Below are 17,686 nucleotides of genomic sequence, written 5' to 3' on the forward strand. Positions count from 1 at the left end.
AAGCACAAATCCCATTTTTGCAACTTATTTCCACTATATTTTGGAAATGGGTAGGTTTTTTATTGCCTTTTTTAGGTTAACTAGCATCCTGAAAAGATTGACCGAAATTTTTAAGGTCTTGACATATTACCGAAGGACTCAAAAGTCGTTTTCTGTAATTCAGGTCATATATTTTGTGAAATTAACCCCCTTATTTCTACCTTCCCCAGAGATTGTCGTTGTTTTCACAAAGCCTGAATTTTCTGATATTTATCTCTATCTTAACGTTCGTTTTCGGTTGTGTCACGGTTATGAATATAAAGAAAGTGAAAAAGAGGTTATGTAAATAAAGAAAAGGGTTGTGTTCACAATCCTTTTAAGCGCATTTCTGTTATTGATCTGTCCTACCCGTTTTTTAATCGCCCTCTCTAAGGCTCTCTTTACCGGACCATATCCGAACCGGACGACCCACTGCCCCATATTTTAGTTGGGATATGAGTGCTCCTTGCTGCTCCAAATATTCGAGATATCGTCTTACCGTTACCCGCGTTAATTTTACGCCCTCCGCTACATCCTCTGCCGAAACAAAATCATCATGATCGATCAAATAATCCGTAATTTGTTTAAGGGTGGCCCTATTCAAACCTTTAGGTAATTCAGCCTGATCCGGATATTCTTGACGATCCGAAAACGGAGCTTGACTTTCAACCCCATCAGTAGACTCTAAGTTAGGCCCTAAGTTTTGAACAATAGGCTCCGGTAATTGCTCCGCCGCAATTTCCGGATTTTCTTCCAAAACATTAGCATGAAGTTCTAAATCCTTTGTAATGTTTTCGAGTCTCTCAATCATTTGGTTGAAAGCTAAAGCTAAATCACCGATCTCTTTAGGTCCGGATATATCCACCTTTTCGGTAATCCGACCGGTCGCCAAATCACGTGTGCCCACTGTAATCTCGCGAAGAGGACGGATAATCACCCTTTCAACAAATAACCAAGCCAGCAATGCTACAATAAGGGTTATTCCTCCCCCTAAGGCAGCGGTATGCCAAAGGGTATTGTAAATCATTTCTTGCGTATAACTCCGTGAAATTCCTACATAAAACATGCCTACAATGTTTCCCTGAGCATCCCGAAGCGGTTCATATGCCGTTTGATAGATTTCTCCGACGACGTTAGCCTCACCTAAAAAAACTTCTCCTTTATTAAGAACCTTTTGTGCAACACTATCCGAAACCCGGGTTCCTATTGCCCTTTCCCCATCGGCACCCCTAATCGTCGTTGCAACACGTGTATCGTTAAGAAATACGGTCACCGAATCCCCTGTCAATTCCGATAAAGAATCCACCAGTTCATTATTGTGGGAAATTTCCTTTTGGCCTTTAAATAATGACCCGTTCTCAGCTTTCCATTCCCCCGGATATTGCAGATCTATAATACTCGAACATGTTGCCATATCCGATTGTGCCTTAATAATTGCCGCAGAAATCGCCCGTTCTTGCATGCTATAACCAAAAATAAGAATAAAGCTAACGGCTAGAAGCACTAACGAAGCAATCATGGAAAACAGTATTTGTTGGCGAAGTGAATGCATAATAAACCAAAGCCCCTTACTTATCCGTACCAATAATATAAGAATATACCAGTATCCCCTGATAATTCATCTTATCATTAAATCTTCCTTTAGCAAAGACTTTGCTAAATCCGTAATATTTGATTTTAATTTTTTCTTTCCCTTCCGAATAACTCCTATTATATGTTATATTTTAACTTACTACATAAAACGATCTAATAATTACAGGATGGAAGGAAAATGATCACTAGAATGATGACACGCCTTCAAAAATTAGATATTCCCCGCCCGATCCTCATCCTCGTTCTCGGTGGTTTTATCCAGTCTATCGGCAACTCTTTAATGTGGCCCTTAAACAGCCTTTTTATGTATAATGTTCTGGGCCGTTCATTGACCGAAGCAGGGATGCTCATGTCTGTTCAAGCTTTAATCACATTGATTGGCCAGTTTGTCAGCGGATTCCTGGCGGACCGCTTTGGGCCCTTAAAAATAATGCATCTGGGCCTTATTATCGCGATCCTCTCTTTAGGGGCTATCGGGGTCTTCCCTGTTTGGGAAGTCTATGCTCCGGGACTTATTTGTTTTGGTCTTGCCATTGCTTTTATTTTTGTTCCAATCAATGCTCTAATCCCGATGCTTTGGCCTAAAGGCGGACGACGCGGTTTTAATCTGCTCTATGTCTTTAATAATGCAGGGGTTGCGGTCGGCACCGCTCTAGGCGGGTTTGTCGCAAATTACTCCTTCCGCTTAGTTTTTCTTTTGAATGCCCTGACCTTTGTGATCTTTTTTATCTTCATCCTCGCAGGACTCCCCGGCAAAGAATGTGTGAATACTGACCCAGACATAAGCACCATCGATACAGTCGATGCCATAAATATAAACTTAAGTCCTCAACATTTCCGTCCAACTTTAAGCCATAATTCTTCCTTTTTTCTTCTTCTCCCCCTCTGTGTTGGCATCCTTATGGTCTGGGCTGCCTATATCCAGCTTACCACGGTTTTGCCGGTCATCATGACTGAGCTCGGGTTTTCCCTTCCGCAATATAGTATTCTGTGGACCCTAAACGGAATTTTCATTGTCACCCTGCAACCCATTATTAACTGGATTGTCACGCATTGGGCCCATAGCTTTACACGCCAATTTTACCTGTCAAGCCTCTTAATCGGAGGAGCGTTTTTCATCTTACTCGCCGAGCTCCCTTATTACTCTTATATGCTTGCTATGCTCATACTCACCCTCGGGGAAATGCTCATTTTTCCTGCTGTTCCGGCGGCAGCCGCTCAGATTGCCCCAGAGAGAAAAACAGCAACCTATCAAGGAATTGCTGCCGGTGCTGCCTCAGGCGGCCGGGTACTCGGTCCCCTTTTCGGAGGCTTTGTTTTTGACTATTGGGGCAGCCAGTCCACCTGGGTACTCGCCCTAGGCTTCCTGGTCATTGCCCTTTTTGCCTTTTTCCTTTACCAACGTGCTGAACACTTCTATAAACCATTACCCGAATAAACAGACCATACCCAAATAAAAGGAAGGAACGATATGTCACATTCAATTATCACCTATAACTTTTGTCCGCAATGCGGAAAACCTTTAATCCAAGCGGAGATTTCCAAGCGGGTTTACCCCTTTTGTCCGGACTGCTCTTTTGTCCATTGGGGGGAATTTTCCCTCGGTGTCGGGGGAGTCGTTTGGCGCGAAAATAAAGTACTCCTCGTTCAAAGAGCAAATAATCCCGGCAAAGGTAACTGGACGATTCCGGGAGGATTTGTCGAACAAAAGGAACGGATAGCTGAAGCCGTCGTCCGCGAGCTGCAGGAGGAAACAGGACTCGAAACAGAACCCGTTTCATTGATCGCCTTGCGTGACCGTCCCGGTAATAAACACGACCTTTATATGGTTTATCTCCTCCGCTATCTCAGCGGGGAATTACAGCCCGAACTTGAAGAAGTGAGTAATATTGGCTTCTTCACGGTGGAGGAATGCCGCAATCTACCGCTCGCTCATCTCAGCCTTAGTATTATCGAAGCAACCCAAACTCAGTTGAACGGTTTTATCCCCCAAAGCGGAATTCAACTGGTCGGGGAAAAATCGGTCCTCTATCAAGCTCTTCCCCCGTATCCCACACCCCCAAATAACTCAATATAACCGTATTATTTAATTGAGTCGGTTGCCAAAACAGGAGATGATCTTAAATAGCATGCAAAACCGAATTAAAATATTTCTGATACGGATCCAAAAAATTCTCACACAATGGATTCAGCAAATCCGCTCCACTCAGTTTTGGAAGAAGCCGAAGTTTTGGAGGGGCGTTTTTTTAGGTTTTCTTATTCTCTTCGTCGTTGGTGCCGGTTCCTTTACCTTCTGGATGATGTCGCTGGATGTGAGTAAACTGCAAAGCCCATTGGCCAGGCCAACCTATATCTATGATAAAAATGGGGATAAGATTTCCGAGCTCTCCTCCTCAAAGATTGACCCCGTTTCGCTCAAAGAAGTTCCTCAGACGCTTCGCGATGCTGTCATCGATACGGAGGATCGGCGTTTTTATGAGCACAAAGGGGTTGATGCTTGGGCCATCTTCCGCGCATTAGTTCGTGATTTACGCGCGGGTGATTTTGCCGAAGGCGGAAGCACAATTACTCAGCAATTGGCCAAAAACCTCTTTCTGCCCTCTGATAAAACCATTCACCGTAAAATTACCGAAGCCGCTTATGCCTTGAAGATCGAGCTGACCCTCGGCAAGGATCAAATTCTTGAAGAATACCTCAATCAAGTTTATTTTGGGGAAGGTCAGTGGGGCATTCAAAATGCGGCGCGTTACTATTTCGGAAAAAATACGAAAGATCTCAATTTGGAAGAATCCGCTCTGCTCGCGGGTCTGCTCCAAGCCCCGAGTGTTTATTCCCCTTTGAATGACAAAGATAAAGCTCTGGAACGGCGCAATCTCGTTCTTTCTCTGATGAAAGAGCAAAGCGATATCAGCGAGGCCGAATATCAAAGGGCTCGTTCCGCGCCAATCGCCCTTCGCCAAGGTAAACTCGATAATCTCTCCGGTAAATATGCTCCTTATATCGATTATGTTATTGAGGAAGCGATTAACCGCTATGGTTTTACGGAAGATCAGCTTTTAACCGGCGGATTGCAAATTTACACGGCAATGGATTCTCAGGTTCAACAAGCGGCCGAAACGGTATATGCTGATGACCGATACTTCCCGCCCGGAAAACCGGATCAAAAAGTTCAAAGCGGTATGGTTATACTTGATCAGCATAGCGGAGGAATTCGCGGACTTGTCGGCTACCGCGGCGAAAGTCCCTTTCGGTCCTTCAACCATGCCACCCAGCTCAAACGTCAACCGGGTTCTGTAATCAAGCCTTTAACTGTTTACGGCCCTGCCTTGGAAAAAGGATATACCCCATTCTCCCTGCTCTACGACGGTCCTCTCAATATTAACGGCTACTCGCCGAACGACTATGATTATCAGAACCGGGGCCAAGTCACAATGGAAGAGGCCCTGCAAAATTCGTGGAATATCCCAGCTGTCTGGCTGTTAAACGAAATCGGCCTCTATACGGGACTGTCCTTTGCCCAAAAAGCAGGCCTCCCTCTGACAGAGAAAGATAAAACGTTGAGCCTTGCCCTCGGCGGAATTTCGGACGGCGTTTCACCCTTGCAGATGGCCCAAGCTTACGGAGCATTTGCCAACCAGGGAACAATGAATAAGGCCTATGCCATTACGAAAATTACCTCCGGAGACGGCTATGTCTTTGCTCAAGTAAAACCCGAGTCACAGCAAGTCACGAGTCCGCAGAATGCTTATACCATGACCCGGCTTTTAGAAAATGTCGTTAAAAACGGAACCGCTAAAAACGCGGATTTAGGGCGACCTACCGCAGGTAAAACAGGCTCTGTCGAACTCCCCAACACACAGGAATTTTCCGGAATCACCAAAGGGGCTAAAGATGTATGGTTTGTCGGATATACCCCTGAGCTTACGGCCGCAGTCTGGATGGGATATGATAAAACAGATCGTAATCATTATCTTACGACCGCCGGAGGGACAGAGCCCGCTAAAATTTTCCGCGCAGTCCTCTCTCAAGCCCTTAAAAATACCCCTGTCACAAACTTTCAAGTTCCAACCGGTTATGAAGATCCTTGGCAGCCCGATCCCTTTGACCTCTTTGATCAATTCAATCAAAAAGGCAATCAAAAAGACCCAAAAGACAATCAAAAGGATAAAGATAATAAGAATTCCGAGAAAACACCTTCTCAGAGCTGGAAAGATAAACTTTATAAACGATTTGGGCTTAGCCTTGATTCCCTCGATTCCCAAAAAGAGTAACCGTTTTCTTTATACTAACGGAAAGTATAAGTTTTGGGCAGATAAACTCGAAGTGCAACTAAGGCTTCTTTATCCAAAAAAGGAAAAGCATGAACCGGGTCATTTCAACTGACCTTGTTCATGCTCTTTTTACTTTTGAGGGTAAGTCAGACTCTGTGCACATTTTCTAACTGAATCCTTAGCGTTTTTATAGCCTGAGCCTTTCTCCATTAACCCTTAACCACTGACGACTTACCGCATAATCCGGACAATATTGGCTGACAACCTCCCAAAAATCCGCAGAATGGTTCATCTGCTTCAAATGGGCTAACTCATGAATGATAAGATAATCGACAATTTGCTCCGGTGCCAGAATAACGCGCCAGTTTAAATTGATGTTTCCTTTGCTTGAGCAGCTTCCCCATCGTGTTTTTTGTTCCTTAAGACGAAAGAAGTTATAGCTTACACCCATCTGTATGCTGAATGTATTAAGCTTCGTTTGGAAAATGTCACGGGCTTTTCGCTTTAACCCTTTCTCTAAGATTTCCCGAATCGCCTCAGTTTGATATTCTGTTGCAAGCCCTTCTGGCAGTCGAATCTCGATTATTTTTTCTTCATGATAAAAACGCAGTGCAATCATTTTTTGATCCGCTTTTAAGATCTTTAGTTTATAGGCCTGCCCTAATACGGATAGAATTTCCCCATCCTGATAGGGCCGGTTTGGAATCTGGCGCTGCATTTCCAGGAGCTTCTTCCAGTGGGCTAAAATCCAATCCTGATTGGCCTTCACAAACTCTCGAATTTCCCGAGCGGTTGCTCTTTTAGGTGCGACTACCGTCACCTTTTCATAGTCCACCCGAAGGCTTAAGTGCTTTGAACGAGGACTTTTACGTTCTATATAAGGTATTATTACCCCCTGAATATTAAGCGATGTCTCTAGCTCCATTTTTCCTCGAAAACAATTTCATCCATACTTTTGCGCGGCCGGGGCCGTCTCTCTTCACTCGCATATCCCAAAGGGGTATACGCGATCACACGGACATCATCCGGAACGTTTAACGCCTTACGAGCCATATCTTCATGGAACAATCCTTCCCAGCAGGTTCCCAGGCCTTGCTCGGTTGCCGCTAAAACAAGATGTTCCATGGCAAGACCTGCATCTAGCATCATATAATCCTTATCCTCCCAGACTTCGGATTCACTTGGAACACCACATAAGACAATGACAACCGGTGCCTGAACAAGCACTTTGCGGCCGGGATTTGTATCCGGCATCGTCTCGGCTAACGCTTGACGCGTCTCCGGGTCTTTAACAACGATAAACCGCCAGCACTGCAAATTCTTCCAGGAGGGAGCCAAACGGGCGCACTCCAGAACATAGTTTAACTTTTCCGGTTCTACCGGAGTGGAAGCATACGAGCGTAAACTTCTTCTCTTTTGTACGATCTCCAAAAAATCCATCTTTATCTCTCCCCCAAAATTTTATATGCCATGCTGGTTCAATTAAATTATGGATTTGGCTTACTCAAAATTCTCTGTTCATGCTCGAAAATCCTTTTGGAACTTTATTATTTCTTAGTTACAACATTAATGAATTCTTTGCATATATTATATCAACAGCAAATATTTGGACAATGGCGTCCCGGTGATTAAGAGCTATCTTTTAATAGCTCTTAATCCGGGGCGTTTTTTGTTTAAGGAGGTACTGAGTATGTGTGGGATTGTAGGCTGGACGGATTATTCCGGAGATCTTTCCAAGGAGACTAATGTGATTGAGAACATGACCCATACGCTTATTCCCCGGGGACCGGATGCAGCAGGCTATTGGTTTTCAGAACATACGGCTTTCGGACATCGCCGTTTGGTCGTTGTCGACCCCCAAGGGGGACAGCAGCCGATGATTCGTCAAATGAGAAACAATACTTACGTCTTGGTTTATAACGGGGAATTGTATAATACCCATGATATCCGTCAAGAATTAATTTCCCTTGGCCATACCTTTGAGGGATGGTCCGATACGGAAGTATTGCTTCATTCGTATATTGAATGGGATGAAAGATGTCTCCGGAAATTCAATGGGATTTTCGCCTTTGCAATCTGGGATGAACAAAAAAATCAATTATTCTTAGCGAGAGACCGGATCGGTGTCAAACCCTTATTCTATAGTCAGCGGGGATCTTCTTTTCTTTTTGCCTCAGAGATCAAAGCCCTTCTGGCTCATCCTCTGGTATCCCCTACCATCGACAGGGAAGGTTTAGCCGAGATTTTTGCCATGGGTCCGGCTCGTACTCCGGGTCATGGTGTATTTTCCCAAATTTCCGAGTTAAAACCGGGTTACAGCCTGATTTTTGATCGCAACGGAATTCATATTCATCAGTATTGGTCTTTAGTCAGCTTGCCGTACCGGGAGCCATTTGAAAAAACAGTCGGTTCTGTCAGAGAACTCGTGTATGATGCCATCAAGCGTCAGCTTGTTTCTGATGTTCCGCTCTGCACTCTTTTGTCAGGGGGGTTGGATTCCAGCATCATCACGGCCATAGCGGCGGATATTTATCAAAAGGAAGGGCTGGAGCCCTTAAGAACTTTTTCAATAGATTACGTGGATAATGATAAATATTTTCGCACCAATGAATTTCAGCCTAATCCCGATGCCCCCTGGGTGAAAATTGTCTCCGAGGCTTTTCAGACCCGGCACAATTCTTGTTTCATCGATACTCCACCATTGACAGAATCCTTATTCCCTGCTGTCTTAGCCCGGGACTTGCCGGGTATGACCGATGTGGATTCTTCATTATATATTTTTAGTGGTGAAATAAAAAAACAAGCGACGGTCGCCTTGTCCGGAGAAGGTGCCGATGAAATTTTCGGAGGCTATCCCTGGTTTTACAACCAGAAATCAGAATTAAACACTTTCCCCTGGGCACGTCGAGCCGGGGAACGCTTTAAGCTTTATTCCGCCGAATTACTTGACCTCATTCATCCCATGGATTACCTGACCGGTCGTTTTCAGGAAGCCCTGGCTGAAACACCCCGTTTAGCCGAAGATAACCCTGATGATTCCAGAATGAGAGAAATGTTCTATCTGAATTTAACCCGCTGGATGCCTACCTTACTGGATCGGAAAGACCGAATGAGCATGGCTGCCGGCTTGGAATTGCGTGTTCCTTATACCGACCATCGTCTGATTGAATACCTCTGGAATATCCCCTGGCAACAAAAATACTACAAGAACAGAGAAAAAGGCCTTTTAAGAAAAGCCATGGAAGGCGTTTTACCGAAAGAAGTTCTCTGGAGAAAAAAGAGTCCCTATCCCAAGACTCATAATCCGGCATACCTGGAAACAGTCCGCCGCTTATTTTTACGAGTTCTGGACGACAAAGACTCTCCTTTGCTCCCCTTTATCAATAAATCCGCTCTTCATGACTTCACCCAAGCCGTAACAACCGATACCGACATCCCCTGGTTCGGACAACTCATGAACGCCCCCCAGCTCTTGGCCTACTTAATCCAAGTGGATTACTGGCTAAGAAAATACAAAGTCATCATTAAAGCCTGAAGAAACTTAACTGTCAGATCTCGACGGCACCCTCAAAGACCTTTTCGGGTTTTCCGGTCATAGTTACCGTCTCATCCGTATATTTAACCGCAAGGTCTCCGCCTTTCAGTTTTACGGTGATAAACTCATTTTTATTACAGTAGCCATTGAGTACTGCCGCTACCGCAGCGGCACAGGCACTGGTTCCCGCTGCCAGGGTTTCCCCGTTACCCCGTTCCCACACCCTCATTTTCAGTGTATTTTTATCAATCACCGTTACAAATTCAACATTTACCCTTGCCGGGAATAATGGTGAGTATTCGAAGGCCGACCCTTCCACATCCATCTTTATGCTTTCCAAACTATCGGTGAACACAACACAATGCGGATTGCCCATAGACACACAGGTTATCCGGTAATCCCGACCATCAATCGTAACCGGCTGATTGACAATCTCCCGACCCGGCAGTTTGACCGGAATGTTCTCGGGCTTAAGTTCGGCGGATCCCATATTTACGGAGACCGAATCCACCTTTTCATCGCGGATATAAAGTTTAAGCTTTTTGATCCCGCTCAAGGTTTCAATAGCAATCTCCTCTTTATCTGTAATCCGGTTGTCATAGAGGTATTTTCCGATGCAGGCCACAGCATTGCCGCTCATCCTGCCTTCGCTGCCATCCAGATTGAACATGTGCATTTTAGCCTCGGCTTTATCCGACGGGCAGATCAGGACGATACCATCTCCGCCGATACCGTAATGCCTGTCGGATAAATACACACTTAAGGACTCCGGGCTGACTACGTTCTGCTCAAAACAATTGAAATAGATATAGTCATTTCCGCAGGACTGCATTTTGGTGAAGTTCAGCTTCAGACGTTCACTTCTCATATGATTGATATCCACCAACTCGATGCTATTCTGTGTATAGCGGCTTTTGAGGCTGTTGGCCAGCGCATTGGCAGTATCCAGCGACGTCAGACAGGGTATGGCTGTTTCCACTGCTTTACGGCGGATTTTCACGCTGTCGCGGCTGGGCAGTCTCCCTCGGGTAGAAGTGGAAATAATATAATTGATTTTGCCGCTTTCCAAGAGGGTTTGAATATTATCGTGATCTTGCTCATGGATCTTTTTGACAGAAGTAACTTGCAAACCCGCCTCTTCCAGGACCTTGGCCGTTCCGCACGTAGCATAAAGGACAAAACCCAATTCAGCGTACTTCTTGGCAATATCCACAATCTCAGGTTTATCGCTGTCCCGCACGGTTATCAGGATTCTGCCCTGCTTAACCATCTTATATCCGGCAGCTACCAATCCCTTATAAAGTGCTTCAGCCAAGGATTTGCCGATGCCTAATACTTCACCCGTGGACTTCATCTCCGGACCTAACTGCACATCGACATCAATGAGCTTCTCAAAGGAAAAGACCGGTACTTTCACGGCAACATAAGGCGGTGTTTTATAAAGTCCTGTGCCGTAACCCATCGCGGTTAACTTTTCACCGAGCATGGCCTTAGTCGCCAAATCGACCATGGGTACGCCGGTTACTTTGCTGATATAGGGAACGGTTCGGGAAGAACGCGGATTAACTTCAATGACGTAAATTTCACCGGCATGAATGACATATTGAATATTGATCAGCCCCTGGGTATTTAAAGCGAGTGCCAGTTTTTTGGAATAATCCATGACCCGCTCGATCAGCTCCCCGCTTAAGTTCCAGGCCGGATATACTGCTATAGAATCACCTGAATGAATACCTGCCCGTTCGATATGCTCCATGATTCCGGGAATTAGAATATCCTCACCGTCGCAAATCGCGTCAACCTCTATTTCAATACCGGCAAGGTATTTATCAATCAAAACCGGATTCTCAATGTTGTGTTCCAAGATGATGTCCATATATTCGCGGATATCATCATCGCTGAAGGCAATAATCATATTCTGGCCGCCAAGGACATAAGAAGGCCGCATCAAGACCGGGTATCCCAAATGATTAGCTGCTTTCAGCGCTTCGTCCTTATTCATTACGGTAGTTCCTTGCGGTCGCTTGATTGCCAAGCTTTCCAGCAAGGCATCAAAACGCTCCCGGTCCTCGGCAGCATCGATGCTGTCGGCAGAGGTACCCAGAATGCGAACTCCCTTAACCTCTAAAAATTTCGTCAGCTTAATGGCAGTCTGTCCGCCAAAAGCCACAACTACCCCATACGGCTTTTCAGTCTTGATGACATTCCAAACATCTTCATTGGTCAGGGGTTCAAAGTATAGGCGGTCTGCCGTATCAAAATCAGTAGAAACGGTTTCCGGGTTGTTATTGACGATCACTACCTCATAGCCTGCATCTCTCAATGCCCACACACAATGAACGGACGCATAATCGAATTCTATGCCTTGACCGATCCGGATAGGTCCCGATCCGAAGACTATAACAGTTTTCTTCCCGCTATTCCCGGATTTGATAAACTGCTCGGCTTCGTTCACCTGATCATAGGTCGAATAAAAATAAGGTGTTTCAGCTTCAAATTCTGCGGCACAGGTATCGACCATTTTATAAGAAGCCCTTAGTGGCTGCGGAATTTTGCAGCCGGAAATCCGCTCAATAACTTTATCCGGATACCCCAGTGTTTTTGCCCTGTGATAAAGTTCTTGCGATAAATGGCCTGTTGCCAGTTCTTTTTCCAGTTTGACCAAATGAGCGAGCTTATTTATAAACCAAAGGTCAATCTTGGTAATGTTATGAATGAACTCAGCGGAAATTCCTCGATGCAGTGCTTCAAATACGACAAAGAGCCTTTCATCATCCGTCACAGCCAGTCGCTCCTCAATCTGAGCATCGGTGAGTTGCTTCAGTTTGGGCATGTTCAGGGTATCCAAAGAAATTTCAGCTCCGCGTACCGCTTTCATGATAGCCTGTTCAAAGCTTATTCCGATCGCCATGACTTCCCCGGTTGCTTTCATCTGAGTCCCCAAGGTACGCTTAGCATAAACAAATTTATCAAAAGGCCATTTCGGCAGTTTGACTACTACATAATCGAGAGCAGGCTCAAAACAGGCATACGTTTTGCCGGTAACTGCGTTCTTGATCTCATCCAGGGTATAACCGACCGCGATCTTAGCTGCCACCTTAGCAATCGGATACCCGGTAGCTTTGGAAGCCAGAGCCGAAGAACGGGATACCCTCGGGTTAACCTCAATCACTGCATACTCGAAACTGTCGGGATGTAAAGCAAATTGGCAGTTGCATCCCCCTTCGACTCCGAGGGCAGTGATAATATTTAAAGCAGCAGAGCGCAGCATTTGATACTCCTTGTCGGAAAGTGTTACCGTAGGGGCAATGACGATGCTGTCTCCGGTATGCACACCGACCGGATCAAAGTTCTCCATGCTGCAAACCGTAATGACATTTCCGATCCGGTCCCGCATCACTTCAAACTCGATTTCTTTCCACCCGGAGATACATTTTTCAATTAAGACCTGGGTAATCGGTGAAAGCCGGAGACCGCCCTCAGCGATTTTCTTTAGTTCCTTTTCACTATAGGCAATACCCCCGCCGGTACCCCCTAAAGTAAAGGCCGGGCGGACGATGACCGGATAGGAAATCTCTTCGGCAAAAGCCAGAGCGGCAGGGACATCGGTCACGACTAACGAAGGAATAACGGGCTCACCAATGGATTCCATAGTATCCTTAAACATCTGTCTGTCCTCAGCCTTATCGATCGTCTCCGGATTTGCTCCTAAGAGCTTAACTCCATGTTTCTCCAGAAACCCTTCTTTAGCTAACTGCATGGAAAGAGTCAGACCGGTCTGTCCTCCGAGCGTAGATAGGACACTATCCGGGCATTCCTGTAGAATAATCCTTTTGACTGTTTCCGCGGTCAATGGTTCAATGTAGATTTGATCAGCCATGGCGTTATCCGTCATGATCGTTGCAGGATTGGAGTTTACTAAAACTACTTCTAAGCCCTCTTCTTTCAAAGCCCTGCAAGCCTGAGTCCCCGCATAATCAAATTCCGCAGCCTGTCCGATGATAATCGGTCCTGAGCCTATCACAAGAACCTTTTTTATTTCTGGGTTTAGCGGCATTTTGAGTTTTCCTCCCTTATAAGGTCAATGAATTGATCAAATAGAAAACCGGTATCCAAAGGTCCTGCCGAGGCCTCCGGATGGAACTGAGTGGAGAAAGCCGGCATATTTAAATATTCAATACCCTCACATGTACCATCATTAGCATTCAAGAGACTTAAACGGGCAGTTTCCGGCAGGCTGTCGGCTTCAACCGCATAACCATGATTTTGGCTGGTAATGTATACCCTGCCGGTTTTCAAATCCTTGACAGGTTGGTTGGCGCCCCGGTGACCGTACTTCAATTTGGCGGTTTTTGCACCCTGGGCCAGAGCCAGCAGCTGATGACCTAAACAGATCCCAAAGATCGGTACCCCCGATTTGGACAGCTTGCTCAGTTCTTCGATGATCTCCTTATTATCGGCCGGATCGCCGGGCCCATTGGAAAGCATGACTCCATCGGGCTTTAAGTTCAAGATTTGTTCCGCGGTGGTATTCGCGGGAACGGTGATAACCTCACAACCGCGTTTATTGAGCTCCCGGCGTATATTTTCTTTGAAACCAAAATCCCATAAAACCACCTTGTATCCGCCCGGCTCTCCTTTGGTAACCGAAATTTCCCTAGAGCTGACAGTTTTCACTGCATCAACAATTTTATAGTTCTTAATTTCAGCCAACATTGTATCCCGCTCATCCAGTGTTGCAGTAATCTTGGCATTCATTACCCCAACCTCCCGGATGATCTTTGTAAGCTCTCTTGTGTCAATTCCGTAAACACCGACAATATTATTTTTCTGTAAAAAAGTATCAAGCTCACCTTCACAACGGAAATTGGATGGAACTTGACACCATTCACGGACAATATACGCTTTTAAATGAAGAGAAGAACTTTCAAAATCGGAGGGAATGATTCCATAGTTGCCGATGAGGGGAAACGTTTGCACCACGATCTGTCCGTAATAGCTGGGGTCTGTCAAGGTTTCCAGATATCCGGTCATTCCGGTGGTAAAAACGATCTCCCCGATTGCTTCTCCTGCCGCTCCAAAAGACTTCCCTGCAAAGACCTGCCCATTTTCCAAAACGATATAGACTTTTTGCTGCATTCACAATCCCTCCGTTATTTCTTGCTGCGCTCCCGAAAATTTATTTGCCTTCGAATTAACACTCATAAGTATTAAGAATACCTTGAGCTACTTTCCTTTTGCTGATCCGTCTGTCCATGGCCTGTTTTTCAATATACCTGTGTGCCTGCGGCTCAGTCAGGTTTAAATATTGAATAAGCGTACATTTCGCTCGGTCTACCAGGCGGATGTCTTCAATCTTCTGTAGTAATTGGACATTTTCATGTTGTAAACCCAGGAGCCTCCTCCTGGCAGCAGCCATCAGCTTCAAAGCCTGAAAGAACATTGAACGGCTAAAGGGTTTAGGCAGTACAAATACTCCGTAATCCTCTACTTTGGCGGAAACATCATCCGCGCTTTCCGATTTTACGATTAAAATTACCCCAGCCATAGAAATATCCGTGACCATCAAAGATAATTCTTCTCCTGATTCATCTCTTAGGGGGGCATTGATGACAACAAGTTCAAAGTCATTATCATTTAAAAGCCTACGGGCTTCTCCACCACTTTTAACGGTAGCGATTTTGGAGAAATCATGTGCTCTTAAAAATTCTGATAAAAAGTCTTGACCCTTATCAGTGCTTGAAACAACCAGCACACTGTCCATAACACCACCGCCTTTCCTTCACTTTTGCATGCCTGAGCCAAGCTCTATATCAATCCTAAGGGCTGCTCCTAAAATGTCTAAAAAGTTGCCCGTTTCTAGACGTTCAGGAAATAAGATGTTCTTTCAAACTGTTCTTTATTCTCTGCCCGGTTATAACGATCCCATTCCGCCTGCTTACTGCTTAGGAATTTATCCAGGGTTTTCTGAGGCAAGACATGTTGGGCAAAAGTGCTTTCCCTTGCAAGTTTTATCGCTGAATTCAGACTTTCAGGAATTAGAGCAAGACCATGAAGTTTATCATGTTCTGCTTCGTAAATGTTGGCATCAAAAGCAGGAAGAGGCTGCATATGCTGACTGATGCCCTCCAATCCCGCCTGAACCACCAAAGCAAAAGCCAGATAAGGATTACAGGAGGGGTCCGGTGAGCGCAGCTCCATCCGGCAGTATTCATCTTCAGCAGCAGGAATACGAATCAACTGGGAACGATTTTGGTGGGACCAGGTGATATATTTGGGTGCTTCAAATTTTCCGAAACGAGTATATGAATTGGGCAACGGATTTAAAAAGGCAGTCATTTCGGGAATCTTAGCCATCACCCCGGCAATAAATTCCTCTGGAATTTGACCATATTCTTTGCCCCGGTTATTAAAAACATTAAGACCGTTCTTAAATAGAGAAATATTAATATGCAGACCGCTGCCGCTTTTCTCGGGAAGGGGTTTGGGCATAAATGAGGCATGCAAACCATTGCGTGCGGCAACCGTCTTGACCACCGATTTAAAAGTCACCAAATTATCGGCAGCCGTCAGGACATCGCTGTACTTAAAGTCAACTTCATTTTGACCGGGTCCCTGTTCATGATGAGAGCTTTCCGGTTTGATGCCCATCTCTTCCAAGGTCAAACAGATTTCTCTCCGGACATTTTCCCCTTTATCCATTGGAGCAATGTCACAATATCCTCCGAAATCATGCGGTACGGTAGTGGGCATACCCTTTTCATCCATTTGGAAAAGATAAAACTCACATTCCGAACCGATCTTGCAATTATAACCCAAAGCCTCGGCCTGCCTGATGACCTTTTTGAGAGTGTACCTGCCATCTCCTTCAAAAGGAGTTCCATCCTGGTGCTTGATGTTGCAGAAGAAGCGTACGACCCGTCCATGACTCGGTCTCCAGGGAAGAACCGAGAGCGTCACAGGATCAGGGACCAAAAACAAGTCTGATTCTTCAACGTTCATAAAGCCACTGATCGCCGAAGCATCAAAGGAAATGCCATACTCGAAAGCTCTGGGCAATTCATCAGGCATAATGGAAATATTCTTTTGGGTTCCGAAAATGTCACAAAAAGCCAGCCTGATAAACTTTACATCGTTTTCCTTTATGAATTTCAGTACCTCGTTCATGGTATAATTCATTAAATTTCACCTCTCGATAGTACAAAAAAAACGTTCAACAAAGAAAGAGCCGGAGGCTCAATTATTTGATGAACGCCATTGTCCAAAATTTATTTATTTCTATAATAATTATATGGAATGCTCATTTTGATGTCAATGACTTCACAAAATGTATCACAGTATACACAGTAAAAAGGTTAAATTCTAAAGTAAGTTCCACTTTATCGAAGTAAATTCCACTGAGAGTCACCCTTTCTTGTTTGGAGAAATGAAAAGGGTGACTTTTTTTCAGTTTTAGATTAAAATAAGGCCAAATCCGGTGTAAAAGCAGCTGAAAAAGGGCGCAGGTATCTGCGAGTGGAATTTAGTAAACTTTTTAGCATAGTAAATTCCACCCTGTTTAATGGGATATGGAGCTGCTTCCCGGTAGGTGTCATGACAGGAGGAAATTAACGGGTGAGGTTAATTCCTGCCTGTCATTTCTTTACGTTGTTCTTCAATAACCTGATAGGCATCAAGATAACTCATTTCTCGTCCTGACTCATCGGTATAACCCCATGGATTGCCTAGACAATGGACGTCAGTCTCCTTAAAAAGAGAGGAATTCATGATGACCTCATTGGGCGGAATTTTGTTACATCCCAATGCCTTAAGGAGTTCTTCTCCATAGAGAAAAGCCAACATGTCATAAGGGCATTTATTCCCCAAGCTTTGTCGGCTGTAGGAATTGATGTTGTCCATCATGCGGCTGATGTCGATCTGGGTAAACCCATCCATACTTGTGCCTTTAGGAATAAAATAGCGGATCAGCTCGTGATTCCTCTCGGCAGAGCCTTTCTGCCCTGGTGAAGAGGCATCGCAGTAGAACAGATGAGTTCTGCGGTTTTGTTTTTGGTCAAATTCCAAGGCCTTTGGGTTAGAGAACTCAGAACCATTGTCCGTCAGCAAAACCGGCATAACCTTCATAAAGATGTCCTGGCCAAGTTTGAGGTGAAGGCCTTCAAGAATAGAGATGACGGATTGAGAATCGTTGGTCTGCCGCAAAAAGGCAAGCATGAATTCCGCCTTCACAAAATGAAGGGTAAGAAGAACCTTGCCCCCTTTACGGCCT

Annotated in this window: 13 protein-coding genes; 5 read left to right on the plus strand and 8 right to left on the minus strand. The window is 45.0% G+C overall.

Annotated features, from left to right (window positions below):
• The coding region (locus VB077_RS14710) for a hypothetical protein (protein ID WP_323416013.1) at nucleotides 1–325 on the plus strand (325 nt) is incomplete at its 5' end.
• A gap of 69 nt (nucleotides 326–394) precedes the next feature.
• On the opposite strand, the gene VB077_RS14715 is transcribed toward VB077_RS14710, so the two are convergent.
• Nucleotides 395–1,570, minus strand: a complete 1,176-nt coding sequence (locus VB077_RS14715; protein WP_323416014.1) for a cache domain-containing protein — start codon at nucleotides 1,568–1,570, stop codon at nucleotides 395–397.
• 219 nt (nucleotides 1,571–1,789) lie between these two features.
• Here VB077_RS14715 and VB077_RS14720 point away from each other — a divergent pair, with 219 nt between their 5' ends.
• From VB077_RS14720 to VB077_RS14730, 3 genes are read left to right on the plus strand one after another with little or no spacing between them, the layout of a single operon-like run.
• Entirely contained in the window at nucleotides 1,790–3,049 is a 1,260-nt protein-coding gene (locus VB077_RS14720; RefSeq protein WP_416337071.1) for an MFS transporter, read from the plus strand.
• Nucleotides 3,050–3,082: 33 nt separating this feature from the next.
• The gene (locus tag VB077_RS14725; RefSeq protein ID WP_323416015.1) at nucleotides 3,083–3,688 is read left to right on the plus strand and encodes an NUDIX domain-containing protein; all 606 of its coding nucleotides are present in this window, start codon (nucleotides 3,083–3,085) and stop codon (nucleotides 3,686–3,688) included.
• Between the two features lie 52 nt (nucleotides 3,689–3,740).
• Nucleotides 3,741–5,882, plus strand: coding sequence for a PBP1A family penicillin-binding protein (locus tag VB077_RS14730; protein ID WP_323416016.1), 2,142 nt, complete (start codon nucleotides 3,741–3,743; stop codon nucleotides 5,880–5,882).
• Between the two features lie 187 nt (nucleotides 5,883–6,069).
• On the opposite strand, the gene VB077_RS14735 is transcribed toward VB077_RS14730, so the two are convergent.
• Together VB077_RS14735 and VB077_RS14740 are read right to left on the minus strand one after the other, a co-directional pair.
• Nucleotides 6,070–6,807 carry a SprT family zinc-dependent metalloprotease gene (locus VB077_RS14735; RefSeq protein ID WP_323416017.1) on the minus strand — a complete coding sequence of 246 codons (738 nt, stop codon included), beginning with the start codon at nucleotides 6,805–6,807 and terminating at the stop codon, nucleotides 6,070–6,072.
• Nucleotides 6,798–7,322, minus strand: coding sequence for a nitroreductase family protein (locus VB077_RS14740; RefSeq protein WP_323416018.1), 525 nt, complete (start codon nucleotides 7,320–7,322; stop codon nucleotides 6,798–6,800). Before VB077_RS14740 ends, VB077_RS14735 begins: the two co-directional genes overlap by 10 nt.
• A gap of 250 nt (nucleotides 7,323–7,572) precedes the next feature.
• Between VB077_RS14740 and asnB the strand changes: the two genes are divergently transcribed.
• A complete protein-coding gene (gene asnB, locus VB077_RS14745; RefSeq protein ID WP_323416019.1) occupies nucleotides 7,573–9,417 on the plus strand; it encodes an asparagine synthase (glutamine-hydrolyzing) in 1,845 nt (614 codons plus the stop codon).
• A gap of 13 nt (nucleotides 9,418–9,430) precedes the next feature.
• Here asnB and carB read toward each other — a convergent pair whose 3' ends face one another.
• The 5 genes from carB to VB077_RS14770 all read right to left on the minus strand — a co-directional run.
• On the minus strand, nucleotides 9,431–13,474 hold the full coding sequence (gene carB / locus VB077_RS14750) for a carbamoyl-phosphate synthase large subunit (protein WP_323416020.1): 4,044 nt from the start codon (nucleotides 13,472–13,474) through the stop codon (nucleotides 9,431–9,433).
• Nucleotides 13,465–14,556, minus strand: coding sequence for a carbamoyl phosphate synthase small subunit (locus tag VB077_RS14755; protein ID WP_323416021.1), 1,092 nt, complete (start codon nucleotides 14,554–14,556; stop codon nucleotides 13,465–13,467). The genes carB and VB077_RS14755 overlap by 10 nt, the downstream gene beginning before the upstream one ends.
• Before the next feature lie 55 nt (nucleotides 14,557–14,611).
• Nucleotides 14,612–15,181 carry an ANTAR domain-containing response regulator gene (locus tag VB077_RS14760; RefSeq protein ID WP_323416022.1) on the minus strand — a complete coding sequence of 190 codons (570 nt, stop codon included), beginning with the start codon at nucleotides 15,179–15,181 and terminating at the stop codon, nucleotides 14,612–14,614.
• A gap of 95 nt (nucleotides 15,182–15,276) precedes the next feature.
• Nucleotides 15,277–16,596: a glutamine synthetase family protein gene (locus VB077_RS14765; protein ID WP_323416023.1), complete on the minus strand. Its 1,320-nt coding sequence runs from the start codon at nucleotides 16,594–16,596 to the stop codon at nucleotides 15,277–15,279.
• A 441-nt stretch (nucleotides 16,597–17,037) separates the two neighbouring features.
• The coding region (locus VB077_RS14770) for a transposase (protein WP_416337072.1) at nucleotides 17,038–17,686 on the minus strand (649 nt) is incomplete at its 5' end.

The sequence above is a fragment of the Desulfitobacterium sp. genome, assembly GCF_034927245.1.
Classification (GTDB): Bacteria; Bacillota; Desulfitobacteriia; order Desulfitobacteriales; family Desulfitobacteriaceae; genus Desulfitobacterium_A.

What these genes read in the sequence shown, in the direction of transcription:
- VB077_RS14715 (WP_323416014.1), bottom strand. Translation starts at nt 1,570, where the DNA reads ATGCATTCACTTCGCCAACAAATACTGTTTTCCATGATTGCTTCGTTA.
- VB077_RS14720 (WP_416337071.1), top strand. Translation starts at nt 1,790, where the DNA reads ATGATCACTAGAATGATGACACGCCTTCAAAAATTAGATATTCCCCGC.
- VB077_RS14725 (WP_323416015.1), top strand. Translation starts at nt 3,083, where the DNA reads ATGTCACATTCAATTATCACCTATAACTTTTGTCCGCAATGCGGAAAA.
- VB077_RS14730 (WP_323416016.1), top strand. Translation starts at nt 3,741, where the DNA reads ATGCAAAACCGAATTAAAATATTTCTGATACGGATCCAAAAAATTCTC.
- VB077_RS14735 (WP_323416017.1), bottom strand. Translation starts at nt 6,807, where the DNA reads ATGGAGCTAGAGACATCGCTTAATATTCAGGGGGTAATAATACCTTAT.
- VB077_RS14740 (WP_323416018.1), bottom strand. Translation starts at nt 7,322, where the DNA reads ATGGATTTTTTGGAGATCGTACAAAAGAGAAGAAGTTTACGCTCGTAT.
- asnB (WP_323416019.1), top strand. Translation starts at nt 7,573, where the DNA reads ATGTGTGGGATTGTAGGCTGGACGGATTATTCCGGAGATCTTTCCAAG.
- carB (WP_323416020.1), bottom strand. Translation starts at nt 13,474, where the DNA reads ATGCCGCTAAACCCAGAAATAAAAAAGGTTCTTGTGATAGGCTCAGGA.
- VB077_RS14755 (WP_323416021.1), bottom strand. Translation starts at nt 14,556, where the DNA reads ATGCAGCAAAAAGTCTATATCGTTTTGGAAAATGGGCAGGTCTTTGCA.
- VB077_RS14760 (WP_323416022.1), bottom strand. Translation starts at nt 15,181, where the DNA reads ATGGACAGTGTGCTGGTTGTTTCAAGCACTGATAAGGGTCAAGACTTT.
- VB077_RS14765 (WP_323416023.1), bottom strand. Translation starts at nt 16,596, where the DNA reads ATGAATTATACCATGAACGAGGTACTGAAATTCATAAAGGAAAACGAT.